At 57.3% G+C, this 24,540-nt stretch carries 24 protein-coding genes, 1 tRNA gene and 1 rRNA gene; 20 read left to right on the forward strand and 6 right to left on the reverse strand.

From position 1 onward, the window contains the following. The first annotated feature begins 19 nt into the window (after window positions 1-19). Window positions 20-135, forward strand: a 5S ribosomal RNA gene (rrf, locus tag J5W70_RS06785). 187 nt (window positions 136-322) lie between these two features. Here rrf and J5W70_RS06790 read toward each other — a convergent pair. Then, window positions 323-877: a hypothetical protein gene (locus tag J5W70_RS06790; protein ID WP_146020177.1), complete on the reverse strand. Its 555-nt coding sequence runs from the start codon at window positions 875-877 to the stop codon at window positions 323-325. A 304-nt stretch (window positions 878-1,181) separates the two neighbouring features. Here J5W70_RS06790 and dapA point away from each other — a divergent pair, with 304 nt between their 5' ends. The 6 genes from dapA to J5W70_RS06820 are packed head-to-tail and all read left to right on the forward strand — an operon-like array spanning window position 1,182 to window position 6,062. Further along, a complete protein-coding gene (gene dapA / locus J5W70_RS06795) occupies window positions 1,182-2,063 on the forward strand; it encodes a 4-hydroxy-tetrahydrodipicolinate synthase (RefSeq protein WP_022396966.1) in 882 nt (293 codons plus the stop codon). A gap of 12 nt (window positions 2,064-2,075) precedes the next feature. Continuing rightward, the gene (gene dapB / locus J5W70_RS06800; RefSeq protein ID WP_022396965.1) at window positions 2,076-2,816 is read left to right on the forward strand and encodes a 4-hydroxy-tetrahydrodipicolinate reductase; all 741 of its coding nucleotides are present in this window, start codon (window positions 2,076-2,078) and stop codon (window positions 2,814-2,816) included. 40 nt (window positions 2,817-2,856) lie between these two features. Continuing rightward, window positions 2,857-3,384, forward strand: a complete 528-nt coding sequence (folK, locus tag J5W70_RS06805; RefSeq protein WP_022396964.1) for a 2-amino-4-hydroxy-6-hydroxymethyldihydropteridine diphosphokinase — start codon at window positions 2,857-2,859, stop codon at window positions 3,382-3,384. Window positions 3,385-3,404: 20 nt separating this feature from the next. After that, entirely contained in the window at window positions 3,405-4,193 is a 789-nt protein-coding gene (panB, locus tag J5W70_RS06810; RefSeq protein ID WP_022396963.1) for a 3-methyl-2-oxobutanoate hydroxymethyltransferase, read from the forward strand. A 16-nt stretch (window positions 4,194-4,209) separates the two neighbouring features. Further along, window positions 4,210-5,145 carry a sugar phosphate isomerase/epimerase family protein gene (locus J5W70_RS06815; protein ID WP_022396962.1) on the forward strand — a complete coding sequence of 312 codons (936 nt, stop codon included), beginning with the start codon at window positions 4,210-4,212 and terminating at the stop codon, window positions 5,143-5,145. Between the two features lie 47 nt (window positions 5,146-5,192). After that, complete coding sequence (locus tag J5W70_RS06820) at window positions 5,193-6,062, forward strand: M23 family metallopeptidase (RefSeq protein WP_022396961.1); 870 nt, start codon at window positions 5,193-5,195, stop codon at window positions 6,060-6,062. Between the two features lie 17 nt (window positions 6,063-6,079). On the opposite strand, the gene J5W70_RS06825 is transcribed toward J5W70_RS06820, so the two are convergent. Continuing rightward, window positions 6,080-6,925, reverse strand: a complete 846-nt coding sequence (locus J5W70_RS06825) for a GYF domain-containing protein (protein ID WP_022396960.1) — start codon at window positions 6,923-6,925, stop codon at window positions 6,080-6,082. A gap of 352 nt (window positions 6,926-7,277) precedes the next feature. Continuing rightward, window positions 7,278-7,354 (reverse strand) — tRNA-Pro (locus J5W70_RS06830). A 95-nt stretch (window positions 7,355-7,449) separates the two neighbouring features. On the opposite strand from J5W70_RS06830, the gene J5W70_RS06835 reads away from it, so the two are divergent. Next, window positions 7,450-7,926, forward strand: a complete 477-nt coding sequence (locus J5W70_RS06835; protein WP_022396959.1) for a GNAT family N-acetyltransferase — start codon at window positions 7,450-7,452, stop codon at window positions 7,924-7,926. A gap of 78 nt (window positions 7,927-8,004) precedes the next feature. On the opposite strand, the gene J5W70_RS06840 is transcribed toward J5W70_RS06835, so the two are convergent. Beyond that, entirely contained in the window at window positions 8,005-8,586 is a 582-nt protein-coding gene (locus J5W70_RS06840; RefSeq protein ID WP_102731909.1) for a nitroreductase family protein, read from the reverse strand. Window positions 8,587-8,888: 302 nt separating this feature from the next. Between J5W70_RS06840 and J5W70_RS06845 the strand changes: the two genes are divergently transcribed. The 11 genes from J5W70_RS06845 (at window position 8,889) to J5W70_RS06895 (ending at window position 20,521) form a co-directional block, all read left to right on the forward strand. Continuing rightward, window positions 8,889-10,577: a 30S ribosomal protein S1 gene (locus J5W70_RS06845; RefSeq protein ID WP_102712389.1), complete on the forward strand. Its 1,689-nt coding sequence runs from the start codon at window positions 8,889-8,891 to the stop codon at window positions 10,575-10,577. Between the two features lie 137 nt (window positions 10,578-10,714). Continuing rightward, window positions 10,715-11,116 (forward strand): metal-dependent transcriptional regulator, encoded by a 402-nt coding sequence (locus J5W70_RS06850; protein WP_022396955.1) that lies wholly within the window; start codon window positions 10,715-10,717, stop codon window positions 11,114-11,116. Window positions 11,117-11,411: 295 nt separating this feature from the next. Continuing rightward, a protein-coding gene (gene prfB, locus J5W70_RS06855) for a peptide chain release factor 2 (RefSeq protein WP_215443679.1) occupies window positions 11,412-12,531 on the forward strand; the annotation gives its coding sequence in 2 pieces (ribosomal slippage) (window positions 11,412-11,495 and window positions 11,497-12,531; 1,119 coding nt in all). 18 nt (window positions 12,532-12,549) lie between these two features. Next, entirely contained in the window at window positions 12,550-13,269 is a 720-nt protein-coding gene (trmD, locus tag J5W70_RS06860; RefSeq protein WP_022396953.1) for a tRNA (guanosine(37)-N1)-methyltransferase TrmD, read from the forward strand. A 122-nt stretch (window positions 13,270-13,391) separates the two neighbouring features. Beyond that, a complete protein-coding gene (locus tag J5W70_RS06865) occupies window positions 13,392-13,547 on the forward strand; it encodes a small basic protein (protein WP_012419301.1) in 156 nt (51 codons plus the stop codon). Window positions 13,548-13,753: 206 nt separating this feature from the next. Continuing rightward, window positions 13,754-15,442 (forward strand): pseudouridine synthase, encoded by a 1,689-nt coding sequence (locus J5W70_RS06870; protein WP_215832882.1) that lies wholly within the window; start codon window positions 13,754-13,756, stop codon window positions 15,440-15,442. Between the two features lie 18 nt (window positions 15,443-15,460). After that, window positions 15,461-16,888 carry a tetratricopeptide repeat protein gene (locus J5W70_RS06875; RefSeq protein WP_022396094.1) on the forward strand — a complete coding sequence of 476 codons (1,428 nt, stop codon included), beginning with the start codon at window positions 15,461-15,463 and terminating at the stop codon, window positions 16,886-16,888. A gap of 57 nt (window positions 16,889-16,945) precedes the next feature. Then, window positions 16,946-17,245 (forward strand): Sec-independent protein translocase subunit TatA/TatB, encoded by a 300-nt coding sequence (tatA, locus tag J5W70_RS06880; RefSeq protein WP_022396093.1) that lies wholly within the window; start codon window positions 16,946-16,948, stop codon window positions 17,243-17,245. A 575-nt stretch (window positions 17,246-17,820) separates the two neighbouring features. Next, window positions 17,821-19,227: an MBL fold metallo-hydrolase RNA specificity domain-containing protein gene (locus J5W70_RS06885; RefSeq protein WP_102731890.1), complete on the forward strand. Its 1,407-nt coding sequence runs from the start codon at window positions 17,821-17,823 to the stop codon at window positions 19,225-19,227. A 152-nt stretch (window positions 19,228-19,379) separates the two neighbouring features. Then, window positions 19,380-19,739, forward strand: coding sequence for an arsenate reductase family protein (locus J5W70_RS06890; protein WP_022396091.1), 360 nt, complete (start codon window positions 19,380-19,382; stop codon window positions 19,737-19,739). A gap of 8 nt (window positions 19,740-19,747) precedes the next feature. Further along, entirely contained in the window at window positions 19,748-20,521 is a 774-nt protein-coding gene (locus J5W70_RS06895) for an ion transporter (protein ID WP_022396090.1), read from the forward strand. Between the two features lie 126 nt (window positions 20,522-20,647). Here J5W70_RS06895 and glgP read toward each other — a convergent pair whose 3' ends face one another. Continuing rightward, window positions 20,648-22,312, reverse strand: a complete 1,665-nt coding sequence (glgP, locus tag J5W70_RS06900) for an alpha-glucan family phosphorylase (protein WP_022396089.1) — start codon at window positions 22,310-22,312, stop codon at window positions 20,648-20,650. Between the two features lie 262 nt (window positions 22,313-22,574). On the opposite strand from glgP, the gene tdh reads away from it, so the two are divergent. Beyond that, complete coding sequence (gene tdh, locus J5W70_RS06905; protein ID WP_102731891.1) at window positions 22,575-23,612, forward strand: L-threonine 3-dehydrogenase; 1,038 nt, start codon at window positions 22,575-22,577, stop codon at window positions 23,610-23,612. 107 nt (window positions 23,613-23,719) lie between these two features. Here tdh and def read toward each other — a convergent pair whose 3' ends face one another. Next, window positions 23,720-24,364 carry a peptide deformylase gene (def, locus tag J5W70_RS06910; protein ID WP_022396087.1) on the reverse strand — a complete coding sequence of 215 codons (645 nt, stop codon included), beginning with the start codon at window positions 24,362-24,364 and terminating at the stop codon, window positions 23,720-23,722. Window positions 24,365-24,540 lie beyond the last annotated feature (176 nt).

The raw sequence follows: 24,540 nt of genomic DNA on the forward strand, positions 1-24,540 counted from the left end.
AGCCCTCTTCCCCCTGAAGCCCGGTGGCCAGAGCGCAGTGGTCCCACCCGGTCCCGTTCCGAACCCGGAAGTGAAACGCTGCCGCGCCAATGGTAGTCGGACGATAGGTCCCGCAAGAGTAGGTCGCCGCCGGGATTTTTTTTCATCAGGCCCCGCCAGTTCCTCAACTGGCGGGGCTTGTTCGTTTTCTTGATGGCGCGATCTTCCTTCCTCCGGCTAAGTGGAACTGAAGGAGGATGAGGCAAACAAGGAGGACGGCTATCCCTGTCGTAATAGAGTTCTTACCTTACGTAACATTTCCTTAACTATCCCTCTTTCTTTCTTAACGGTTTAAGGATATCCCTGCTATTGACGGCACCCGTTCTTCCATCAAAAATGGCGGCGTATGAAATCCCATATCATTCAGAAGCCCGTTGCGGTCATCCTGGGGAACGCCGGCAACATAGGATACCTCGCCGCCAAGGCGTTTGCGTGCCGGGGAACTGTGGTTGCCATGTTGCATGAAGCCGGTGAAGAGTCTTCCCGCGTGGTGGACTGTCTGCCAGGGGGCAATCACTTTGGCATGTCGGGCTGTCTGGGCCATCCTCCGGATCTGGCTTCCTTCGCAGGGCTGGTACATACCCTCTATGGACGAGTCGATTATTTGATCAACTGTGAGGATGCCGCGGTTGAGGTGCAGGGCCTGAATTGTTCCGCACGCAGTCGCCTGTCCATTCTGCTTGAGCACGCTTTTGTTTCCGGCGCCATGGTCGTGAATATGGTCTCCCGTTCCGGAAGAAAGGTAAGATGGAGGGAGCAGTGTTGGAAGGAAGATGCCGCAGGGTTGGAAAATTGTCTGAATAGGAAGGACGTCAGGATAAACCAGGTTGTGATTCACCGTCCGGTATTTCGGCACGTCTCCCAGTCCAGGCTGGCTTCCTCCGCGTGTGCGGCGGCGTTATTTCTGTGCGGGAGGGAAGGGCGTCATATTCACCGTGAATACATCGTTGTCAATGGAAGAAAAGCCGCTTGGAAGCCCGGCATGAGGACGGAAGCATCCCTTTCCTTGTTCAACTCCTGTCTGGAATTTTGTTCCGTCTGTTCCCGGACGGTATTCCGGGATGCCTAACAGGCATGCCATATTTCTGTATTCTGTCGTGACAAAAAGTGTCTGTTAATATAGTATATTTCCAAGTAAGGTTATGAAGTTTCAAGGTCTTTATACAGCAATTGTGACTCCGTTTGTCGGCAATCGGGTCGATGAAGAGGCTTTTAGAATGCTTGTGGAAGCCCAGGTGGCTGCCGGCGTGGCCGGCATTGTGGCCGTCGGCACCACGGGTGAATCCCCCACCTTGACTGTAAAAGAACACTTGAGGGTGATTGAACTGGCCGTGGAGAGCGCGGCAGGCCGCATTCAGGTAGTTGCAGGTACGGGGGCCAATTCTACCGCGGAGGCCATCCATATGACCCAGGAGGCGGAGAAGATGGGCGTGGACGGTACGCTTCAGGTGTGCCCTTATTACAACAAGCCCTCCCAGGATGGCGTTTATGCCCATTTCAAGGCCATTGCGGACGCCACCCGCCTGCCGATCATGCTGTACAGCATCCCGGGCCGTTGCGGTATTGAAATCAGCGTGGAGACGGTGGGACGCCTGGCAAAGGACTGTCCCCACATTATTTGCGTGAAAGAGGCCGGCGGCAGCGTGGACCGCGTGAACCAGCTGATGCAGGTGGTTCCGGAAGATTTTACCGTCCTGTGCGGTGATGACGGCCTGACGGTTCCCTTTATGGCCTGTGGCGCCAGTGGCTTGGTTTCCGTAACGTCCAATCTGGTTCCCGGAATCATGAATTCCATCGTGAAAGCCGGCCTGGATCAGAATATGGGTGAAATGCTTTCCCTCCAGAAAACATTTTATCCACTGATGAAGGGCCTCATGACACTGGATTCCAACCCCGTCCCGATCAAGGCGGCGCTGGCGCTGAGGGGGGATATTCAGCCCGGCGTGCGGCTTCCGCTGGTTCCTTTGCCGGAAGAAAAGGAAGCCCAGCTTTCCGCGCTTCTTCAACGTTTCAACGTTCTTTGATATCTCAACTATATGATTTCCATTCTTGTTACAGGCATTTCGGGCCGCATGGGCCACGCTGTCCAGGAGGCGGTGACGCAGAATCCGGACACCTGCGTGGGCGCCACGTACGACCAGGGGCAGGAGCTTTATCCGGCCCTTGCCAAATGCGACGTCGCCATTGATTTTTCCCACCATGCTTTCACCAGCACCCTGCTGGCGGAAGCCGTAGCCAATAACAAGCCCCTGGTGATAGGCACCACGGGGCATACGGAGCTGGAACGTCAGGAGATTATGGATGCAGCCGCATCCATCCCGATCGTATTCGCGTCCAACTATTCCGCAGGAGTGAACGCCCTGTTCTGGCTGACGCGCAAGGCGGCCCAGATCCTGGGCGGCAGCTGCGACATTGAGGTGATGGAAATGCATCACCGCCACAAGATTGACGCTCCTTCCGGCACGGCCCGGACGCTGGCGGAAATCCTGTCCGGCGCCATTGGCAGGAATTATGAAGACAGCGTGGTTTTTGGCCGCGAAGGCCTGGTGGGTCCCCGTCCCGCCAATGAAATAGGCATGCATTCCCTGCGCGGAGGGGATGTAGTAGGAGACCATACCGTGGTGTTCGCCTCTGACGGAGAACGTTTGGAGCTTACCCACAAGGCATCCAGCCGCATGACGTTTGCCTCCGGAGCGGTCCGTGCAGCTCTCTGGCTGCAGGGCAGGGAACCGGGGCTGTATACCATGGAAGACGTTCTGGGCCTTTCCCAATTATAATTTTTCCGCATCATGGCCGTCCCCCCTTCCCGGAACGGCCATGATGCCTTTTTTGCTGATGAAGAGAGCCGGCATCGCACTGGGATCCAATATGGGGGACAAAAACAGCCTGATGGTTCAGGCCAGGGACCATCTGCTGAAGATGAGCCTGTCCGACGATCCTTTCCTGCAATCCTCCCTGTATGCTACCAGTCCGCAGGGATGTCCGCATGGCGCGGATGATTATTTGAATGCCGTGGTGGAGTTCACCTGGCCCGGTACGGTGGAAGAACTGCTGGTGCATTGCCAGGGCATAGAACGCGCCCTGGGACGCATCCGCTCCGGAATCCGCTGCGAACCCCGTACGGCGGACGTGGACATCATTTACGCGGGGGACATGGTGGTCAACGATCCGCCCCGCCTGATTCTCCCCCATCCCAGGGCTCATTTGAGAAAATTTGTCTTGAAGCCTCTTTCCGACATCAGGCCGGACCTCATTCTGCCCCGCCAGGCTAAAACGGTTTCTTGCCTGCTGGCGGAACTGGATACGGATGAGGCTGACCCGCTCCTGGTATCGGAACGCTGGTAACTGCATGTTTATAGAACATCATGAATCAATCTCTTGAAAAAGCGGAACGCATCCGCGCCTGCAAGAACAGGCGGCACGTGACGCTGGTGACTGCTTATGACTACCCTACGGGCCGCCTTCTGGATGAGGCCGGCGTGGATATTGTGCTGGTAGGCGATTCCGTGGGAATGGTGCTTCTGGGGTTTCCGGATACCACCCATGTGACGCTGGACCACATGATTCACCATGTGGAAGCCACGGCGCGCGGCGTGAAGAATGCCCTGCTGGTGGGAGATATGCCCATTCATACCTATGATACGGTGGAGCAGGCCGTGCAGTCTGCAAGGAGGCTGTTCCAGGCCGGAGCGGACGCCGTCAAGCTGGAGGGGGGAGCCGCCCAGGCGGAAAAGATCCGTGCCATTGTGGATGCCGGCATTCCCGTGGTAGGGCATATCGGCCTCTTGCCGCAAAAGGTGCTGGAGGAAGGCGGATATAAAATCAAAGGGAAATCCTCCGCTGAGGAGGAAGCCCTGGTAAAGGATGTGGAAGCCGTGGCGGAGGCGGGCGCCTGCGCTGTGGTCGTGGAGGGCGTGACGCCTCATGCGGCCCGCCAGATTACCGTGCATTCCCCCATTCCCACGCTGGGCATCGGTTCCGGCGCGCATACGTGTGACGGGGACGTGGTGGTGATTCATGACCTGGTGGGGGCGTTCCCGTGGTTTGTCCCGGCCTTCGTCAAACCGCGAGCGGATGTGGCCGGCAGCATGACTGCCGCCGTCAGGGAATGGATGAAGGATTCCTATACGGAACCCGGCTCCATCAGTTCATAACAGTTGACCGTTGCCTATGCTGGTATTTTCTACATGCTGGAACTCCCACCGCCACCAGGACGGGGAAGAGATGATTGATGAAATCCTCTCCCTGGGATTTGACCATGTGGAACTTTCCCACGGCATCAAGCTTTCCCTTCTGCCCGGCATCATGAGGGCGGTGGAAGCCGGAAAGGTTCAGGTGGCCGGGGTCCATAATTATTTCCCGGCACCCATCGACGAGGTGGGGGACGCTCCGGACAGCAGGCCGTTTACCGCAGATTTGCCGCAGGTGCGCGCCAAGGCGATTGAGCTGACGAAAAAATCCATGGAGCAGGGGGCCGCCCTGGGCGCCGGATACATTGTGCTGCACATGGGGACGGTGGAACCTCTGGTGAAGCGTACGGATACGGCTCATTTGCAGAGCCTGGCGCGTCAGGGAATGGTGGAAACGGAGTCATTTGCCGGAACCAAGGGAGAGTTTGTGCGCCGCCGCAACCGGCTTGCTCCCGTTTATCTGGAACGTGCCCGTGAGGCCATCCGGCAGCTTCTGCCCCATGCTGCGGAACTTGGCGTAAAGCTGGGCATTGAAGGGCGCAGCCATTATGAACAGGTTCCCAGCGAGGATGAAATGGGCCTGCTGATGCAGGAATTTGGGGAAAATCCCTTCATCGGGTACTGGCATGACTTCGGTCATATTCAAAGGAAGCACAATCTCCTTATATTGAATCATGAACAATTTCTCCGCAGGATGTCTTCCCATTTGATAGGTGGGCATGTAAACGACGTCAAGTGGCCGTCGCGGGACCACCAGGTTCCCCTGCTGGGCGGCGGAGTGCCGTTTGAACGCCTGCTGCCTTTTTTCCCGCATGGAGTTCCGCTCGTCTGGGAACTCTCCGGACGCGCTTCCGCGGAGGATATCCGTGCGGCGCGCGAATTGTGGACGGAAAAGTTTCCGGAGACGCTGGACTGACCATCTTGTGATTGTAAATCCGGCTCATTGGATATAAAGTCGGCACGATGATAGACAAGACGACATCCCGCGTCATTCTGGGCCTTCTGGGAACGGCCTGCATCCTGATTACGGCGTTTGCCTGGTATAAAACCAGCCATGCCGCCTCTCCGGATGCCGGGATGCGCCATAATATTTATGATGAGGATGTTCCCCGGTCTGCTCCGGTGCCTGTGGATTACCGGATGATTTTGCTGACGCCCCAGGAGCTGGCAAAGGCTCCGCTGGCGGATGCGTTCACGTCCCCTCTCGGAGATGAAAATGGCGCCTTTACCTATGTTGCCCAGGGACTGGGTGATATGAATGCCGCCCGTGGAGGGAGGCATACCGGACAGGATTTGAATGGGATTGGTGGCGAGAACACGGATGAGGGACTGCCCGTGAGGGCCGCCGGACGCGGGTTATTGATTTACGCGGGAGAGCCTTCGCCGGACTGGGGCAATGTCGTCGTCCTGCTCCACCGCCTGCCGGACGGGCGTTTTGTGCAGAGCCTGTACGCTCATTTGAAAACCGTCAGCGACATTCCTTTGGGGGCGCTGGTGGGGCGCGGAGAGCAGATCGGCACGGTCGGAACGGCGCACGGCAATTATCTGGCGCATCTGCATTTTGAGATGATTGAATCCATCGCCCATGAAGCGGGAATGCCGGGCTATGGAAAAACGACGTTCAACCGGATCAATCCGGATGAAGTATTGAAACGATACGCTCCCTCCCCGGAAATGATGATGCCTGATCCCGTTATTGCCCTGAAACAGGTTCAAATGGCGGCGGGATGGGAAAAGCTGCTGGAGAACCTGTACAAGGACAATAGTATGGAAGCGCTGGATAAAATCCTTCCGGACGACCGTCCGGACACGGAGGAAAAGGGAGACCGCTAACCCCGGCGTTTTCCCCGTCAGGAGCGTGTGTCCGGATTTTTGGAGACCAGCTCCTGCTGCTTCCTGGTGATTTGCAGGACGCAGACCAGCCACAGAATGCTGGCCGCCGTCATCAGCGAGCCGATCACCAGAAATGCCGTCAGGTAATGTTCCGCCCCAAAGGGGAAGAGCGCGCACAGGGTCAAAGCCGTGGTAACGAGCAGATACAGCCGCAGCGACCGGGAGGGGGCTTGCAGCATCCATGCCGCCGGATTCTTTGAAGCCCGGTATAATTCCTGAAGGATCAGGGCATTGAGCACCATGCCGACTACCGGCATGCAGCTCAGGAGGACGCTCAGGAATGGCGTGAACCGCAGCCCCGGAATTTGGAAGCCCTGGACATTGGCGGATGCCCGGTACAGCCAGATCAACTGGATGAGCAGGGAAGGAATGAACAGGATGCTGAAAAGGAAAACCAGCGGAACCGCGAAGGACGGCAGGTGAGCCATGTTCTGCTGGATGAGCATCTGGATTTCCTCATAATTGGTGACGTTGTTGGAGAAAACAATCCAGCTGCTCCAGAGCATGAAAGGCAGCAGCACGAAGCACGCCAGGATGGATAATTTGGCAAGCCCGGCCAGAGGATAACGCAAACGGTATTCCTGTTCCGCTGGCTGGTTTTCCTCTTCTGCCTCCTGCAATTCTTTCCGGACGGGGGACATTGACGGCAGAACCTGGTCCACAGGCTGCCATCCATCCATGCCCTGTTTCCAGGTGAGCGTTGTTGAGTCGATCACGCCCTGTCCCAGAAATTCACGGACTTCATATTCGGAATAGGCTCTCGGCTGGGAATCGCCGGGGAGTTTCAGGAAGTATTCACTCATTACCTGTATTTTAGAAAAAGAAGCAGGCTCTGGGCAATGGGAATTTGACGGATGACTGATAAAGTCCCATGCCAGGTGCCTGGCCTTGAATAAAAGCCATGTCGCAAGTCGTCAGAGCGCCGGGGGCTATTAAATTTCCGGAATGGATAGGCTGCTTTTCCTGTGCATATCTCTCCGTACGAACAAGATAATGCTGTTGTGCATGGAACCGCAGGAGAGAGGGCTCAAGCTGGTGTTCAAGTAAAAGTACGGGGGCAGGAAAGTTTATCAACAAGGTCGCGGAATACACAAGTCGGAAAAGAGAAAGACCTTGTAACATGAATGAATTACAAGGTCTTGCAATGGGGAAATATGGTCGAGCTGACAGGATTCGAACCTGCGACCTCTTCGTCCCGAACGAAGCGCGCTACCAGCCTGCGCTACAGCTCGTTGTTTGTGGTGCGGCGAAGTCTACGGTTGAAAGGAGGGTTTGTCCAGTTTTTTTTATTCGCCGCGGCACTTGGTTGTGATACGGTGCCGGGGTTATGATGGATATGCTGGTACGGCTGTATGATTTGCCCGATATTGAAGAAGAGCTGCGGAAGCTGGAGAAGGACGGCATTTTGATCCGGCGGCCGGGGGCTTATGAACGCCATTTGGTGGCTGGATGGGTAGGCCGGAATTTTTCTCCCAAGTGGGTGAGTGAAACGAAGACTGCATTCTGCCGCCAGCCCATTTCCTGTTATATTGCCACACGGGAGAAGAAGATTCTTGGCTTTGCCTGCTATGACGTGACGGCGCGCGGTTTTCTTGGCCCCATGGGGGTTGCGGAGGAGGCGCGCAAGAGCGGCGTGGGCAAGGTTTTGCTGGTTTCCGCATTGAACGCACTCCGTGAGATGGGGCATGCCTACGGCATCATCGGCGGGGTAGGGCCGGCCGATTTTTATGCCCGGACGGTAGGCGCGATGCCCATTGAAGGGAGCTCTCCCGGCATTTATGTGGATATTCTGCCGGAGCCCTGATTCCGCCTGTTGCGGAATTCATTTCCGGTTCCGGATGGCCCCTTTTCCGGCCCATCCAAAGGATGGAACCGGAAGTTGTTATTTTTTATACCCTACCGGATGGCAGAGCATGGGCGTTTGGGGGGAGGCCAGTTTCAGGGCTTTTGCCAGGGCCTCCTTGTTCATGCTGGCCCGTGGGTAGGTAGCCAGTCCCGTTCCGGAGCAGAACAGGGAGATGTTCTGGGAAACGATGCCAGCGTCCATGGCTGCCCAGGGTTCCGCCGTGTCCGTCACAAGAACCAGGCAAACGGGCGCGTCCGCCGGGCGCGCGTCCCCGTCGCTTACGGGGACCATGGCGTGGGCCTTGTGGTCATAGAGGTAGGAGGCGTCTTTCGTGCATACGTAAATTTTGACGTCCTGCCGGTTCATGGCGGACGGGGCGGTACGCTTGCCGGATTCCTGGCGGTTGATTCCGTTGGCGGCCCAGAGCAGGTCTGACAGATCTTTTTGGGAGAGCATTTTTTCAGAGAAGCTCCGGATGGATTGGCGGTCGGACAGGGCTTTCATAACGGGCGCTCCCCGTTCCAGGTCCGGCTTGTCCAGTTTGACGGTTTCCGCGGCGTGAAGAAGGGCTGTGGAGGACAGCCCGGCGGCGAGGAGGGACAGGATGATTTTTTTCATGGCTTTGCGGCGGGAGTGGTTGACGGATGCGGATGTTCCGCATTTTCCCATTAGCCGGAATTTAACATGGGGAGGGAGGGCTACAAGGTTTTTGTGCGCTTGTTTTTGCCGCCATCCGTCGGGGCGCCGCAGGGCCGTAAAAAAATCGGAAGGAGTTTTTCAAGAAAAGCCTTGAGTTCTTGCGTGAAACTGGTATTGAAGGCAACCGATTTTTCGCCCGGCGGGGGAAGGCGCCCCGATTGCCCGCCGGCCAATAAGGGGCCATGAGAAAAATCGGCAATACTAACTCATCAACCATTTAAATGAGCACAACTGAACTGGCGGAACTTATTGACAGCAAGTTCCGCGAATTGCGTGAAGGTTCCATCGTTACCGGAACCATCCAGGAAATCCGTCCCCAAGTCGTTTTGGTGGACATCGGCTACAAGTCCGAAGGCGCTATTTCCATTTCCGAGTTTGAAGACGAGGAAATCGAAGTGGGGGACCAGATCGAGGTCCTTCTGGAACGCCTCGAAAACGACGAAGGCATCGTCGTCCTTTCCAAGGAAAAGGCCGCCCATAAGCAGAACTGGGATAAGATCGTGGGCGTGTACCGCGATGGCGGCCTGGTCAAGGGTAAAGTGAAGAGCGTCGTCAAGGGTGGCCTCATGGTCAACGTTGGCGTGGAAGCCTTCCTTCCCGGTTCCCAGGTGGATATCATTCCCCCGCGCGACCTGAACGAATACGTGGGCAAGGTTTACGAATTCAAGATCGTCAAGGTGAACGACGACCGCAAGAACATCGTCCTTTCCCGCCGCGAAGTGATCGAAGCCGAACGCGCCGACCAGCGCCAGCGCTTCCTTGAAACCGTCAAGGAAGGCGACAAGGTGGAAGGCCTCGTGAAGAACATCACGGACTTCGGCGCCTTTGTCGACCTCCGCGGCATGGACGGCCTGCTTCATATCACGGATATGAGCTGGGGCCGCGTGAACCACCCGAGCGAAATGCTCCACATCGGCCAGTCCCTGGAAGTCGTGATTCTGGAAGTGGACCGCGAAAAGGAACGCGTTTCCCTGGGCCTGAAGCAGATGACGGACAATCCCTGGGCGGACATCGAACGCAAGTACCCGATCAATTCCCATGTCAAGGGCCGCGTGACCAAGCTTCTGCCTTACGGCGCCTTCGTGGAGCTGGAAAAGGGCGTGGAAGGCCTGGTGCACGTTTCTGAACTGTCCTGGGTCAAGAGAATCACCCGTCCGAGCGACGTGCTGAAGCTGGACCAGGAAATCGAAGCCGTGGTGCTTTCCATTTCCGTGAAGGAACAGAAAATCTCCCTCGGCGTTCGCCAGCTGGAAGACAATCCCTGGGCGGATATCGAATCCCGCTTCCCGATCGGCACCGTTATCAAGGGCCAGGTCCGCAACCTTACTCCCTACGGCGCCTTTGTGGGTCTGGAAGAAGGCATCGACGGCATGATCCACGTGTCCGACATGAGCTGGACCCGCAAGATCAACCACCCCTCCGAAGTCCTCAAGAAGGGCGACGAAGTGGAAGCCATCGTTCTGGAAATCAAGAAGGAAGACCAGCGTGTCTCCCTTGGCATCAAGCAGCTTGAGTCTGATCCGTGGGAATCCATCAACGACCGCTTCAAGGTGGGTGACATGGTGACCGGCCAGGTGGCCAAGATCGCCAGCTTCGGCGCCTTTGTGAACCTGAACGGGGACATCGACGGCCTGATTCACATCTCCCAGCTTAGCGAAGACCACGTGGAACGCGTGAAGGATGTGATCAAGGTGGGTGATGAAATCACCGCCCGCGTGATCAAGGTGGACAGCATCGAACGCCGCATCGGCCTTTCCATCAAGGCCGTCAATTACGACACCGAGCAGCTCCGCCGTGAAACCGCCTCCTTTGAAGCTCTCCGCCCGAGCAGCGACATGGTGGGCCTGGAACACGCCTTCAACCTGGCTACCCGTGAAAACGAAGAATGGAGCCCTTCTGAAGAGAAGTAAGCTTATCTACGTAATTCACTGATTGATTTAACCGCCGCGAATAGTGATATTCGCGGCGGTTTTTTTTCTCATTCCAAATTAGGATGGAAAAAGTCTTGAGTTAGTTCCGCCTAAGGGATTAACTGTTCTCTTATACCATGTTGGAGCTGACCAAGAGCAATGAGGATTATCTGGAGGCCATCGGGCTACTGTCTGAAAAGAGCGGAACGGCCCAGGTGCGGGATATTGCAGAGATGCTTAAGGTGAAGATGCCTTCCGTCACGTCTGCCGTCAAGCAGCTGGCGGACATGGGGCTGGTGGAGTACACCCAGTATGCTCCCGTCAAGCTGACGCCCCAGGGCCGCAGAATCGCGGGAAAAATCATTGTCAGCCACGGTATTTTGTTTGATTTCCTGAGGGAGGAACTGGCTCTTCCGGAAGAACGCGCCAATGAGGTTGCCTGCCAGATTGAGCATATCATGACCTTTGAGGAGATTGAAAAGCTCAAGTCCTGCCGGATACGGCCTTTTGAGGGGGCCGGGGAAGATTCTGCCGGATAGGTTTTAGTTCCGGTGGCGGGCGGGATTTGGACCAAGCCTCCGTTGCGCTTTGGGTGCCGGCTATCCGGGAAGGACGGGATACCTCCATACACGGCCCTGTGATTCGTTCAGGCTGTGGGATATGTCCTTTCCCCTGCTTTTTCCGATAGCCGCACTGCCGGGAACAAGGACCTCACGTCCCTTGCCAGAATCTTATGGAGTATCTCCATGAGAAATTTTCCTTGAAAAAAGAATGACCGGGAGAATCGGTATTTTGCCCTTTTCCGTTCAGGTGATTCGTGATAGGTTCCCGCGCATGGATCCCCATATCGCTGCAGATCTCTCGGCGCTCGACACGGCTGTTTTGCACAGCCGTCTTTCCGAGCTCGGGAGCTATCTTTGACCTGGACGGCATTCAACAACGAGTGGCCGAGTTGGACGAACGCATGAGCGCTCCGGATTTCTGGGATGACCAGAATGCCGCGCGGGCGCTGATGGCGGAAGTGAATCCCCTGAAACACAGGATGGAGGCGTTTTCCGCATTGAAATCCCGTCTGGAGGATATTGACGCTACCATTGAATTGGCCCAGGAGGCGGATGACGACGACCTGGGCCGGGAGGCCGTGGAGGAGTTTGCCAAATGGCAGAAGTCCCTGGCGGATTTTGAGCTGCTGACCTTGTTGAACGGCCCGCAGGACCAGGCTTCCTGTTATGTGACCATTCACGCCGGGGCAGGCGGCACGGAAGCCTGTGACTGGGCGTCCATGCTGATGCGCATGTACATCCGCTGGTGTGAGCGCCGCGGCTTTTCCGTGACTTATCTGGAAAGCACGGACGGGGATGACGCCGGCATCCGTTCCGTGACCTTGAAGGTGGATGGAGAGTATGCTTACGGTTATTTGAAGAATGAACGCGGCATCCACCGCCTGGTGCGCATTTCTCCCTTTGATTCCGCCGGTAAGCGGCATACTTCCTTTGCCTCCCTGGACGCTACGCCGGAGGTTTCCGATTCCATCAGTATTGAGATTCTGGACAAGGATTTGAAGGTGGACACCTACCGTTCCGGCGGCAAGGGCGGCCAGAATGTGAACAAGGTGGAAACCGCCGTGCGCATCACGCACATTCCCTCCGGAGTGATCGTAGCCTGCCAGAACGAACGCAGCCAGCTTCGCAACAAGGAGGAGGCCATGAACATGCTGCGCGCCAAGCTGTACCAGATTGAGGAAGACAAGAAGCAGGCGGAAGCTGACCGCCAGTACAGTGAAAAGGGGGACATCGGCTGGGGCAACCAGATCCGTTCCTACGTCTTCCAGCCTTACCAGATGGTGAAGGATTTGCGCACGGGCGTGGAGTCCGGCAACATTCAGGACGTAATGGACGGCAACCTGGACCCCTTCATTGAGGCCATGCTGCGCGGCCACAAGCGCGAACGCTGACGTTTTCCTTCCCTTCTTATGGCCGCTGGACTGATTATTGACGTTCTCTCCCTGTTCCCGGAGATGGTGGAAGCCCCCCTGGGCGGCAGCATCCTGGGGAAGGCCCGTGAAAAGGGTCTGGTGGAGGTGCGCTGCCATAACATCCGTGACTGGACGGTGGACAAGCACCGCAAGACGGACGACTACCTCTGCGGGGGCGGGCAGGGCATGCTGCTGAAACCGGAACCCATTTTTGCCGCCGTGGAGGAACTCCGCAGGCCGGAAACGCGCGTGGTGCTGATGACCCCGCAGGGCCGCACCTTCAATCAGTCCCTGGCCGGGGAGCTGGCCGCATCCGGCGGCCACCTCATCATTCTCTGCGGGCATTATGAGGGGGTGGACCACCGCGTGGTGGAAGAGCTGGTGGATGTGGAGCTGTCCATCGGGGATTATATTCTCACGAACGGGGCGATTGCCGCCGTGGTGGTGATTGATGCCGTGGCGCGCCTGATTCCCGGTGTGCTGGGGGATGAACGCTCTTCCGTGGAGGAGTCTTTTTCCAACGGTCTTCTGGAGGCGCCCGCCTATACCAAGCCGAACGTGTTCCGCGGGCTGGCCGTCCCGGACATCCTGCTGGGCGGCAATCATCCCGCCATTGAAAAGTGGAAGCACGGGAAGTCCCTAGAGCGTACGCGGCTGAACCGTCCGGATTTATGGAGGGAGTGGCTGAGAACGCATCCGGAGGATGCCGTGGAATGAGATATTTGGCCGACGCGTCAAATTTCTCTTGCCAAGACCGGGGCCTTCCGTTATAAAACCCCGCCTGCCACCGTGAGGGTGGTGTAAAGCACCTTTCTGAACCTTTTACAAAACACAAGATCATGTCCAAGCATTCCAGCCTCAAAGCAACCGGTACCGTAGGCGGCAAGCGTTCCGTCCTGAAGCGTTTTGAACGCGTCAAGCTTCTCAAGGAACGCGGCGAATGGAAGAAGGGCCAAAGCCCCCTCGGCCTGCCGAAGACCAAGCATGAAGCTTAAGCCTGCTTTTACCCCCTCCGGAGAGTTTCCCGGCGGAGTCATGCACGGCAAGTCATTTTCCTAATACAGGAAGCCTCTCGGATGTCTATGAACCGAGAGGCTTTTTTCTTCCGGCAAAGAAGGCTTTCCCTCTTTTTGGGGCGCGTGAATTGCCGTAATACAAACAATACAAAACCATCCGCTGAGATAGCGGACATTATACCAATATGAGTGAAGAACAACATGGCTCCGAAGAAAACGGAGGTATCCGCATTAATAAATTCCTTGCATCCTGCGGCATTGATTCCCGCCGGGTGGCTGACAGACTGATTGAGGAAGGACGCGTGGAAGTGAACGGGAAGGTTATTGATACGCCCGGAATGAGGGTGACGGAGAAGGATTTCGTGAAGGTGGACGGCCGTCACATGACTCCCATGGAGGAGGTTGTGGTGCTGCTGAACAAGCCGCGCGGGTACGTATGCAGCCGTGAAGCCCAGGGGGCCATAGGCACTGTTTACGACCTGCTGCCGCCGCGCCTGCGCCATCTGAATTACGTGGGACGGCTGGATGCGGATTCCGAAGGCCTCCTGATCATGACGAACAAAGGGGAGCTGACCCAGACCCTTTCCCACCCCACCGGCGGGATTGAAAAGGAATACTGGGTGACGGTAGATCAGAATTTTGACAATTCCGTGCTGATGCAGTTTTTGCGCGGAGTCCGCATTCCGGAAGGCAATGCCAAGGCCAAGTACGTCTGCCGCGCTTCCGCGCGCCGCGCCTGCATTGTTCTGGAACAGGGGTTGAAACGCCAGGTGCGCCAGATGTTCCAATGCCTGGGCCTCCGTGTCCGCAAGCTGGTGCGCGTGCGCATCGGTTCCCTGTGGGGGGGCGATCTGGAACCCGGAAGCTGGAGATTCCTGGATGATGCGGACGTAGCCCTGCTGCTGAAGAATCCTCCCCGCCAGCGCAAGTATCTGGGCGCTTCCCAGCTTGTAGCCGGGACTCCCGCCAAGGGCGAACAGAGCGGGAAAGACAATGATTCCGATGAAGGTTATGTATTTAATCCGGAAGATTTTGAGGCTGGGGATTCTTATGAACCTACTCCGGAAATGAAAACCCGCTTTGCGGATACGGAAGACGAGGATGAAATCAAGGACGGTGAAGACCTTCGGGATGATTCCGGATTCCGTTCCCGCGAACGCCGGGAAGATGGTTTCCGTGGACGCCGCGAAGGCGGTTTCCAGCGCCGGGAAGGCGGCTTCGGTGGCAGTCGCCGTGAGGGAGGATTCCAGCGTCGTGAAGGAGGTTTCGGAGGAGACCGCCGCGAGGGAGGCTTCAAACGCCGTGAAGGAGGATTTGGCGGAGACCGCCGCGAGGGAGGTTTCCAGCGCCGTGAAGGCGGCTTCGGAGGAGACCGCCGCGAAGGAGGTTTCCAGCGCCGTGAAGGCGGCTTCGGAGGAGACCGCCGCGAAGGAGGTTTCCAGCGCCGTGAAGGCGGCTTCGGAGGAGACCGCCGCGAAGGAGGTTTCCAGCGCCGTGAAGGCGGCTTCGGAGGAGACCGCCGCGAGGGAGGTTTCCAACGCCGTGAAGGCGGCTTCGGAGGAGACCGCCGCGAGGGAGGTTTTCAGCGTCGAGAGGGAGGATTTGGCGGAGACCGCCGCGAAGGAGGCTTCCAGCGCCGTGAAGGCGGCTTCGGAGGAGACCGCCGCGAGGGAGGTTTTCAGCGCCGTGAAGGCGGCTTCCAACGTCGCGAAGGAGGTTTCAAACGCCGCGAAGGAGGTTTCAAACGCCGCGAAGGCGGTTTCGGAGGAGACCGCCGCGAGGGAGGCTTCCAGCGTCGTGAAGGCGGTTTTCGCAAACCGGGCTTTGGCAGCAGATCTTCCGGCGGTTTCTCCCGCGGAAACAGGGGCCGTTAATGATTGACTTGTTCCGGTATGAAGAAGCAGTGCAAATGGTGGCTCCTTGCCGGATTGTGTGGGCTGTGCCTCGTTCAGCCTCCGCTTCATGCGTCTCAGGATGTTCCCTCCCCGGCTCCTGCCGGTGAGGGGGATTTTGGGACGTACCTGTCCAGTCTTCAGGAGAAAGCCCATAACGGGGATAAAGCTGCCGCCCGGGAACTGGCAGTGCATTATGATGTGGAGGGGAATGCCCCGGAGACGTCCAAATGGATGTCTGAATACGTTTCCCTGGCGGAGAAGGAGGCCAATGGCGGGGACGTGGATTCCATGCTGGATTTGGGCAAGCTGTTTTATACAGGCAGCCGCCTGTACCCCAAGAATCTTGAAAAGGCCCGGTACTGGTTTGCCCGCGCCGCTGACAGCGGCAATGCCGCGGCCCAGTACCAGGTGGCTGTAATGGCTTCCAAGGGAACAGGCGGTCCGAAGAATGAGGAAATGGCGGCCCGCTATTATGAAAAAGCCCTCCAAACATGGAGGAAAGAGGCTGACGCCGGCGATTCCAAGGCGGCGTTGTGGGTGGCCCTTGTTTATGAACGGAAGCTGGTTCCGGACAGCTCTCCGGAAAAGTCGGTTCCGTATCTCCTTCATGCTGCGGAAAGCGGCAACCTGACGGCGCAGGGGCTTCTGGCATTCAAGTACCGGGATGGCCTGGGCGTTCCGCAGGATGCGGCCAAGGCCGTGGAATGGTTTGAAAAGGCGGCCGGACGGAAGGATCTGGGCGCCGTCATGGAACTGGGCATGATGTACCGGGACGGCAAGTATATGCCCCCTGACCGGGAAAAAGCCCTCAACTGGTTTGAAAAAGGCGCGGAATGGAAGGATCCGTACAGCATGGCTGCCCTGGCGGACATGCTGATGGAAGGCTCTCCTTCCGGAGAACAGGCGGCGCGCGCGCTGGCCCTGTACCGTGAAGCCGCCGCCATCGGTTACCCCCCTGCCGCCCTGAAGGCCGCGGAATTGCTCCAGAACGGGAAGGGCGGGGAACTGGATGCGGATGAAGCCTACAGGCTGCTGCGGCGCGCGGCAGACGCAACGGGGGACCCCAAGGCCATGTACATGCTGGCCCAGGTGTATTATACGCGGGGCGATGATGCGCAGGGGGATTCCCTGATGAAAGCATCCGCCCAGGCGGCTTATCTGCCGGCCATGAACCGCATGGCGCGCCTCCATCTTCTGCCGGGCAGCACCCTGTCCTGGAATCCGGTGCTGTCCTATTATTATTGGAACCAGGCCGGAGAACTGGGGGATGAAGGGGCGGCTTCCGCCGCGTTCTGGCTGCTGTGGGGCAGCATGGCTGCGCTTTCCCTGGTGATCTTCCTGGTCGTTTGGCGTTTTCACCGTTTTGCCGTCAGAAGGCTTGCGGAGCAGCAAAAACAGGAACAGCAATCCTCTGATGACGCATGAAGCGTATTATGAGGTATCCGGCATGAAAAAAATCTGTTAAAAAGACCGTAGCACTCCATGATGAACACGTTAGCTATTTTTGGACTGGGAACGCCGGAGATTATCGCCATTCTGGTGATTGTCTTCCTGCTGTTCGGCGCTAAGAAACTCCCGGAATTCGCCCGCGGCCTGGGCAAGAGCTTGGGAGAGTTCAAGAAGGCCAAGTCCGAGTTTGAAGAGGAGCTGTTGAAGACGGAGAAGGAAACCATGAGCGATGCTCCCGCCTCCAAGCCGGAGTCCCGCCCCTCTCCCGAGCTTTCCCAGCCCATTGACGTGGAAGCGGAGAAGCCGGCGGAAACCAAACCGGAAGACAAGTAAGTTTTTGCAGCCTGACGGCGGCATGTACAGGGCGGGAGATTCCCGCCCTTTTTGTACCCTGGCCGCAAAGGTTTTCTGAAAAGTGGGAGGGAGCGTCTTGAAAAGCCATGGCTTTTCAAGAGGCGTGCGCGTTCATAACGGAATTTTCCTCAGAGAGTTCGTGCGGGTTCTTTTTCCCGGTAGTTATACAGGTATTATTTCTAGACGCGGGATGTTCCGGTTTTCAGTCATGATGCAGGTCCGGGGCGTTGTGTGTATTGCCGGATAAGTTTTTACAAGGGCCGGAAACCGGGCGGGGATGGAGGTGAAGCTTGACGTTTGCAGAAATGCGGTACGGAGCGGAGGACGGTTCAAACTGTAGTTTTCTTCTCCAAGGCTGGCGGAGAGAGAAAGGGCATGATTCTTCTTGATTGACGTATCGCGGTTTCCAAAAGAGCTGCCGTTTCCGGCGCGGGAAATTGTTTACGCCCCGGCAGTTTCCTTCTTTCTCTTTTCAGAGGGGCAAGTCCTTTGAATTGCAAGCTTCAGGCATTGATTTCTTGCGTTGGCCGGAGGCTTGTTGTACACATGTATTAATGAAAATTCATTTTTGCGGAGCGGCGGGTACGACGACGGGGTCCCAGCATTTGCTGGAGGTGAACGGGAGCAGGATTCTTCTGGATTGCGGCATGTACCAGGGGCGGCGTGAGGAGGCCTGGCACATCAACAAGGATTTTCCCTATTTTTCTCCGGCGGAGGTGGATGCGGTGGTTCTTTCCCACGCGCACATCGACCATTCCGGCAACCTTCCCAATCTGGTGAAGCAGGGGTTTCAGGGGAATATTTACAGTACGTTTGCGACCCGGGACCTCTGCCAGCTCATGCTGGCGGACGCCGCCCGCATCCAGGAGCACGATTGCGCATTCATCAATAAGATGAACAAGCGCCGGGGCATTCATCAGCCGGACGTTTACCCCACTTATTCCGAGCAGGACGCGGAACGGTGCATGCGCCAGTTCGTGAATATCGGGTATGATCGGCCCATTCCCGTCGTTCCGGGCGTGACGCTCACGTTTTATGATGCGGGCCATATCCTGGGGGCCGCCCAGGTATGCCTGGATATTGAGGACCGGGAAGACGGACGGAAGAAACGCTTCCTGTTTTCCGGGGACGTGGGGCGTGGGGATAATGAACTTCTCCGTGACCCCGTGCCTGTTCCGGATGTGGACATTTTGCTGATGGAGAGCACCTATGGCGGACGTTTCCATGAGGCTCCCTCCCGTGATGACGAGACCTTCTGCCGGGCCATCAAGGAGGCTCTGGAGCTGGGCGGCCGCGTTTACATTCCGGCTTTTGCCGTGGAACGCACCCAGCAGCTTCTTTACCTGCTGAACAGGGCTTATCATGAAGGCTCGCTGCCTTTGCTGCCCGTGTATGTGGACAGCCCCATGGCCGTGGGCGCCACGGAGATATTCCGCATTCATCCGGAGTGCTTCAACAAGGAGGTGTACGATTTCCTGTTCCGGGAAAAGGATCCGTTCTGTTTTGAACAGCTGCGGCTTATCCGTTCCGTAGGGGAATCCCAGGAGCTGAACAAGATGAACGGGCAGGCTATCATTATTTCCGCCTCCGGCATGTGTGAAGCCGGGCGTATCCTCCACCACTTGGCAAACAACATCGGCAACCCGAAGAATACGGTCCTTTTTGTGGGCTATTGCGCGGAACATACGCTGGGCCGCAAGATCATGGACGGGTGGAAGGAGGTTCCCATCCTGGGCAAGCAGTACACTGTCCGGGCCAGGATACGGGAGATGGATTCCTTTTCCGGCCATGCGGACCATGGAGAGCTGCTGGAATATTTTGACAAGACCGGAGGACCCAAGAGAAATATCATTCTGGCGCACGGGGAGGAGAAGGCCTCCCTCGCCCTGGCGGAGGCTCTCAGGGCGCGGCAACCCAATCCCGTTTCCATCGCACAACTGGGAAGCGCCATGGTGCTTTGACGTTCCGGAGCGCCGGGCCTTCCTGCTGCGTTTTTTTTCAGGGTACGCCTCTTTCATGGCGGAGGCGCCCGGCGTGTTCCAATCAAGTCATGACGGCAGGATGGCTGTGCTGCCCGCTTGACCCGGTGTGTTTGCGGGGCTAGCGTGCAGGTATGTCTTCCTTGTTTATTGAATATCCCAAGTGCACGACTTGCCAGAAAGCCAAAAAATGGCTTGATGAACAGGGCGTTTCCTATGAGGACCGCCACATTGTGGAGCAGAATCCCACGGAGGAGGAGCTCCGGACCTGGATTGAAGAGAGCGGCTTGCCGTCCAAGAGGTTTTTCAATACCAGCGGCCTGCTGTACAAGAGCATGAATTTGAAAGACAGGCTTCCCGGCATGAGCCTGGAGGACCAGGTGGCCTTGCTGGCTACCAACGGCATGCTGGTCAAACGCCCCATTTTAATCACCAACGGGAGGATCTGCGTCGGCTTCAAGGCTGACGAATGGAAAGCCGCCCTTCATCCCTGATTCCCGCCATGCCCCTGATTACCCGCACCAAGCAAGGCGCAGCCAATTTCGGTCCCTGGGAGAACGTCGTCAGGGTGCTGATTCTGGTATGGTTCATGCTGTACACGCTGAATGCCATTCCGGACGTTCACCCGCTGGTAGGCCGCATTGCGGCCAAGGTGAATTACTGGATCAGCTATTTCTTTGTGTTTGAGTACATCCTGCGGGTGCTGTGCGCCAAGCCGCGGAAGGCTTATATCTTCAGCGGCATGGGCATTCTGGATTTCATCGTCTGCGTGCCGTTCCTGGGCATGTTTTTCGGGTTGGACTGGCAGATTCTTTATTCCCTGCGGATTGTCCGCGTGCTGGCCATCTTCAAGCTGGCCCGGTTTAACGAAACTGCGGCCAGTTTTAAAAAGGCCTTTTACCTGATCCGGGATGAGTTTTTCCTGTTCTTCTCCGTGATCCTGTTCATGCTGTACGTCACGTCCCTGGGCATTTACATTGCGGAGCATGAAGCCCAGCCGGAGAAGTTCCGCTCCTTTTTTGACGCTCTCTGGTTCGCCGTGGAGACCCTGAGCACGGTGGGGTATGGCGATCTGGTGCCTATTACGCCCATGGGGCGCATTTTTACCGGGGTGATCATGTTCATTGCCGTATCCATCATCGCCATTTCCACGGGTCTCATCACGTCCGCCTTTTCCCGCGTATGGCAGCAGGAGAACGTTTTTGCGCACCGCCGCAAGCGGCCCGCGGACAAGGCCGCGGCTGACGCCGGCGGCGAAGAAGGGGAGGCCAAATAGCCCCCCGGTCTTTTTTGAGGGCTGCTCAACTCCGGTCCATGGATTTTTGAAACAGGCTTGAAAAGGAACGGCCGCCCTTTCCACGGGGAAGGGCGGCCATTGCGTAAAAGCGGAAAAGAGTTTTCCTTAGCTGTTGTACATTTCCGTGTAGTACTGGTCCGCCATGCGGTCGGAGTCGAACTCGGGGTAGATATCCGTCATCGCATTGAAGACGATGTCCATCCACTTGTCGTTGTGATCGTAGTAGAGCGGCAGAATCTTGTCGTCCAGGATGTTGTAGAAGTTGTCGCGGTCGGAGCGGTCGCGGGCTTCCGGAGAGAGATGGGGAGCAGCTTCCGGAATGACGAAGCAGTTTTCCCCGTCCTTGGCGAATTCACAGATCCAGCCGTCATTGGTGGAGACGGAGATGGAGCCGTTCATGGCGGCGGACATGCCGGAGGTGCCGGAGGCCTCCCGGGTGACTACGGGGTTGTTCAGCCACACGTCGGAGCCGTTCTTCAGGTAGCGGCTCAGGCCCAGTTCATAGCCGGTGAGTACGGCGGAACGGGGGTATTTGGCCGTCATGTCATTCAGGCGGTTGAAGATTTCAATGGCGCCGTGGTCCATCGGGTAGGGCTTGCCGGCCCAGATGAATTGCACCGGATAGTTGGTGCGCTGGAGCATGCGTTCAAACATGGTGGGATTGCCGGTGACCAGGTCCGGACGCTTGTAGGCCGCAAAGCGGCGCGCCCAGACGATGGTGAGGCAGTTCGGGTCAAAAACGCGGCCCGTCTGTTCCCCCACCATGCGGAAGAGGGCTTTTTTCAGGGCGCGCTTGCGGCGGATGAAGGCCTCCTTGTTGCGGGCCTGGAAGGCTTCCGCCAGTTCCGGGTCCTGCCAGTATTTCTGGTTCTGGGCGTTCGTGATGTGGATGATGGGGCACACGCCTTCATAGTCCTTCCACATCTGGCGGGAAACTTCGCCGTGGAGCTTGGAGACGCCGTTGGCGATGTGGGAGAGGCGCAGGGCGGCCAGCGTGTAGTTGAACGTGTTGTCCGTCAGGCCTACGGCGGCGCGCACCTGTTCCATGGAAAGCCCGTCGAAGAAGGAGAACGTGTTCATGGTGTTCACGTCCATCTTTTCATTGCCGGCTTCCTCCGGAGTGTGGGTGGTGAAGACGAAGCGCTTGCGCACTTCCTCCACGCTGCCGGTTTTGGCAAGCACGTGGAAGGCGGCGGCCAGGCCATGGGCTTCGTTCAGGTGGTAGATTTCCGGTTCAATGCCCAGTTCGTCAAAGAGGCGGGCGCCGCCCTTGCCGAGCAGCACGTACTGGGCGATGCGGGTGAAGCCGTTGGCGTCGTACAGGCGGCGGGAAATGTTGCGGCTTTCCTCGTCGTTTTCCTCCAGGTCCGTGGAAAGGAAGAACATGGGGGCGGTGCCGAAGGTTTCCGGATTCAGGAAGTAGGCCTTCACCCAGACGGGCGCGCCGCAGACGTGAATGAGGAATTTGATGTTGTGGTCTTCCAGGAACGGGTAGTTCTTGCGCATGTATTGCGTGGCCATGGAACCGTCTTCCGCCCGGATCTGGTTGTAGTAGCCGTAGCTCCACAGGATGCCGACGCCTACGAGGTTCTGCCGCAGGTCGTGCGCGCTGCGCATGTGGGAGCCGGACAGGTAGCCCAGGCCGCCGGAGTAGATTTTGAATGAATTGTCAATGGCGTATTCCATGGAGAAGTACGCTACGCTTTTTCCGTATTTGGGGTCGATTTCATACGGATGTTCGAAAATGGTGGGTAAAAATGATTTCGCCATGGTTCTGTAAGTAGAGTAAAGCGTTCAACAGGTGAACCGTATGCCTTGGTATCATGATTCGTCCATATTGGAAAGGGCAAATTGCGTGTGTGTCTGAATTGTTGATTGAACAGGAATGCCTTTCCGGAGTTTGCTTTCCGAGGTTTTACCGGGCCGGGGAGAAGGGGATGCGGCGGTGCCCCAGACCTCCGTTCCGGAAGCGGTTTTCCGGGGCGCCGGAAACGAATTTTGGGCTTGCCGCCGCAGGGGAAAAAGAGCATGAATGGGGGGCATGAAAGCTCTTGTAAAAACGCAGGCAGGCCCCGGTTTGGAACTGATGGATGTCCCCATGCCGGAAGTCGGCCCGAACGATGTCCTGATTAAAATTCATAAAACAGCCATTTGCGGCACGGACCTTCATATCTGGAACTGGGACAAGTGGGCCCAGCAGACCATTCCCGTGGGGATGCACGTGGGCCATGAGTTCTGCGGCGTGATTGAATCCGTGGGTTCCTCCGTAACGGAATACAAGCCCGGGGAAATCGTTTCCGGGGAAGGCCACATCGTCTGCGGCCACTGCCGCAGCTGCCGTTCCGGTCAGAAGCACCTTTGCCCGAACACGAAGGGCGTGGGCGTGAACAGGCCCGGCTGCTTTGCGGAGTATCTTTCCATTCCCCAGGACAACGTGGTGCGCATCCACAAGAGCATTCCGATGGAAATCGCCTCCATCTTCGACCCTCTGGGCAACGCCGTCCATACGGCCTTGTCCTGGGACATGGTGGGGGAAGACGTCCTGATTACGGGCGCGGGAGTCATCGGCTGCATGGCCGCCGCCGTCTGCAAGAAGGCCGGAGCCAAGACGGTGGTTATCACGGACATCAATGATTTCCGCCTGAGCCTGGCCAAGACGCTGGGCGCGGACCGCACCGTGAACGTGACCCGTGAAAAACTGGTGGACGTGATGAAGGAGCTGGAAATGACGGAAGGGTTTGACGTGTGCCTGGAAATGAGCGGCGCCCCGTCCTGCCTGAAAGACATCATCGACAATTCCCGGAACGGAGCCAACATTTCCCTGCTGGGCATCCAGCCGGACGGCTCCAGCATCGAATGGAACAAGTTTATCTGGAAAGGGCTGAAGATGAAGGGCATTTACGGCCGTGAAATTTTTGAAACCTGGCACAAGATGGATTCCATGATCCGCAGCGGCCTGAACATAGCGCCCATCATTACGCACCGGCTGCCCTACACGGAATTCCGGGAAGGCTTTGAGGCCATGAATTCCGGCAAGTCCGGCAAGGTGGTTCTGGACTGGATTGTCTGATTTATCCGCTTTTTTACCGTGTAACGAATGCCCCGGCTTCCAGATGGAACGCCGGGGCATTTTTTAAGAAGGCACAGGATAGGGGGTGAGGATTTGCTCCCGGAGCGTCAAGCGGTTTTTCTGGGCGTGGGTGGCGTTTGGGCATCCCGGGCCCGGGCGCGGCGTTCCTCCTTCATGCGGCGGGCGTAGCTGTCGTCGTCTTCCTCAAAGGCGTCCGGATGGGTCAGCCGGAGCCTCCGCACCACCTTGTCATGGTCCTCCGGGGAAACCAGGTCCGTGAACAGGCCTCCGTGAAGATGGTCCACCTCGTGCTGCAGGCAGCGCGCCAGGAGCCCGTTGCATTTGATGGTCACGGTGCGTCCGTCCATCAGGGTCAGGACAGCCTTCACGCAGGAGCGGCGCAGGACGTCCGCATACACCTTGGTGATGCTCAGGCAGCCTTCCCGGTACGGCACATTCCTGCCGAAGGGGTGGAGGACAGGATTGATGAAATTCAAGGGCATGATTTGCGCCAGCGTGGCCGGGCGTCCGTCCACTTCCAGCCATGTAGTAGTGGCGTCCGTGGGCGGAATATTGATGGTGACCATCTGAATGGCCCTTCCCACCTGCGGAGCGGCCAGGCCTATGCCCCCCTGGGCCAGGGTTTCCTGCATGTCGTCCAGGAAGGAAAGAAGGTCTTTGTTGATGTGAACCACGGGGCTGCATTCCTCCCTCAAAAGGGGGTGTCCGTATTGAAGAATGTCAAGAATCACGGCGGATAGGATGGAGTTGGTAATAAGGTGTGACCTCCGGGTTCGGGAGAGTGTTCATGATATTTAAAAGAATATTTCCGCACATCAAGAATGCGGGAATGTTTTTTCCGGATGAAATGAAAAGGCCTTGAACTTTGGGGACGCTTTCTTACGGTAACCATGTTGCCACGATGCGG

The sequence above is a fragment of the Akkermansia massiliensis genome, from assembly GCF_018847375.1.
GTDB classification, from domain to species: domain Bacteria; phylum Verrucomicrobiota; class Verrucomicrobiia; order Verrucomicrobiales; family Akkermansiaceae; genus Akkermansia; species Akkermansia massiliensis.

What these genes read in the sequence shown, in the direction of transcription:
- J5W70_RS06850 (WP_022396955.1), top strand. Translation starts at nt 10,715, where the DNA reads ATGTTGGAGCTGACCAAGAGCAATGAGGATTATCTGGAGGCCATCGGG.
- J5W70_RS06890 (WP_022396091.1), top strand. Translation starts at nt 19,380, where the DNA reads ATGTCTTCCTTGTTTATTGAATATCCCAAGTGCACGACTTGCCAGAAA.
- tatA (WP_022396093.1), top strand. Translation starts at nt 16,946, where the DNA reads ATGATGAACACGTTAGCTATTTTTGGACTGGGAACGCCGGAGATTATC.
- tdh (WP_102731891.1), top strand. Translation starts at nt 22,575, where the DNA reads ATGGGGGGCATGAAAGCTCTTGTAAAAACGCAGGCAGGCCCCGGTTTG.
- J5W70_RS06865 (WP_012419301.1), top strand. Translation starts at nt 13,392, where the DNA reads ATGTCCAAGCATTCCAGCCTCAAAGCAACCGGTACCGTAGGCGGCAAG.
- J5W70_RS06870 (WP_215832882.1), top strand. Translation starts at nt 13,754, where the DNA reads ATGAGTGAAGAACAACATGGCTCCGAAGAAAACGGAGGTATCCGCATT.
- J5W70_RS06820 (WP_022396961.1), top strand. Translation starts at nt 5,193, where the DNA reads ATGATAGACAAGACGACATCCCGCGTCATTCTGGGCCTTCTGGGAACG.
- dapA (WP_022396966.1), top strand. Translation starts at nt 1,182, where the DNA reads ATGAAGTTTCAAGGTCTTTATACAGCAATTGTGACTCCGTTTGTCGGC.
- dapB (WP_022396965.1), top strand. Translation starts at nt 2,076, where the DNA reads ATGATTTCCATTCTTGTTACAGGCATTTCGGGCCGCATGGGCCACGCT.
- J5W70_RS06875 (WP_022396094.1), top strand. Translation starts at nt 15,461, where the DNA reads ATGAAGAAGCAGTGCAAATGGTGGCTCCTTGCCGGATTGTGTGGGCTG.
- J5W70_RS06885 (WP_102731890.1), top strand. Translation starts at nt 17,821, where the DNA reads ATGAAAATTCATTTTTGCGGAGCGGCGGGTACGACGACGGGGTCCCAG.
- panB (WP_022396963.1), top strand. Translation starts at nt 3,405, where the DNA reads ATGAATCAATCTCTTGAAAAAGCGGAACGCATCCGCGCCTGCAAGAAC.
- J5W70_RS06835 (WP_022396959.1), top strand. Translation starts at nt 7,450, where the DNA reads ATGATGGATATGCTGGTACGGCTGTATGATTTGCCCGATATTGAAGAA.
- J5W70_RS06840 (WP_102731909.1), bottom strand. Translation starts at nt 8,586, where the DNA reads ATGAAAAAAATCATCCTGTCCCTCCTCGCCGCCGGGCTGTCCTCCACA.
- J5W70_RS06825 (WP_022396960.1), bottom strand. Translation starts at nt 6,925, where the DNA reads ATGAGTGAATACTTCCTGAAACTCCCCGGCGATTCCCAGCCGAGAGCC.
- J5W70_RS06895 (WP_022396090.1), top strand. Translation starts at nt 19,748, where the DNA reads ATGCCCCTGATTACCCGCACCAAGCAAGGCGCAGCCAATTTCGGTCCC.
- glgP (WP_022396089.1), bottom strand. Translation starts at nt 22,312, where the DNA reads ATGGCGAAATCATTTTTACCCACCATTTTCGAACATCCGTATGAAATC.
- J5W70_RS06845 (WP_102712389.1), top strand. Translation starts at nt 8,889, where the DNA reads ATGAGCACAACTGAACTGGCGGAACTTATTGACAGCAAGTTCCGCGAA.
- trmD (WP_022396953.1), top strand. Translation starts at nt 12,550, where the DNA reads ATGGCCGCTGGACTGATTATTGACGTTCTCTCCCTGTTCCCGGAGATG.
- J5W70_RS06815 (WP_022396962.1), top strand. Translation starts at nt 4,210, where the DNA reads ATGCTGGTATTTTCTACATGCTGGAACTCCCACCGCCACCAGGACGGG.
- folK (WP_022396964.1), top strand. Translation starts at nt 2,857, where the DNA reads ATGATGCCTTTTTTGCTGATGAAGAGAGCCGGCATCGCACTGGGATCC.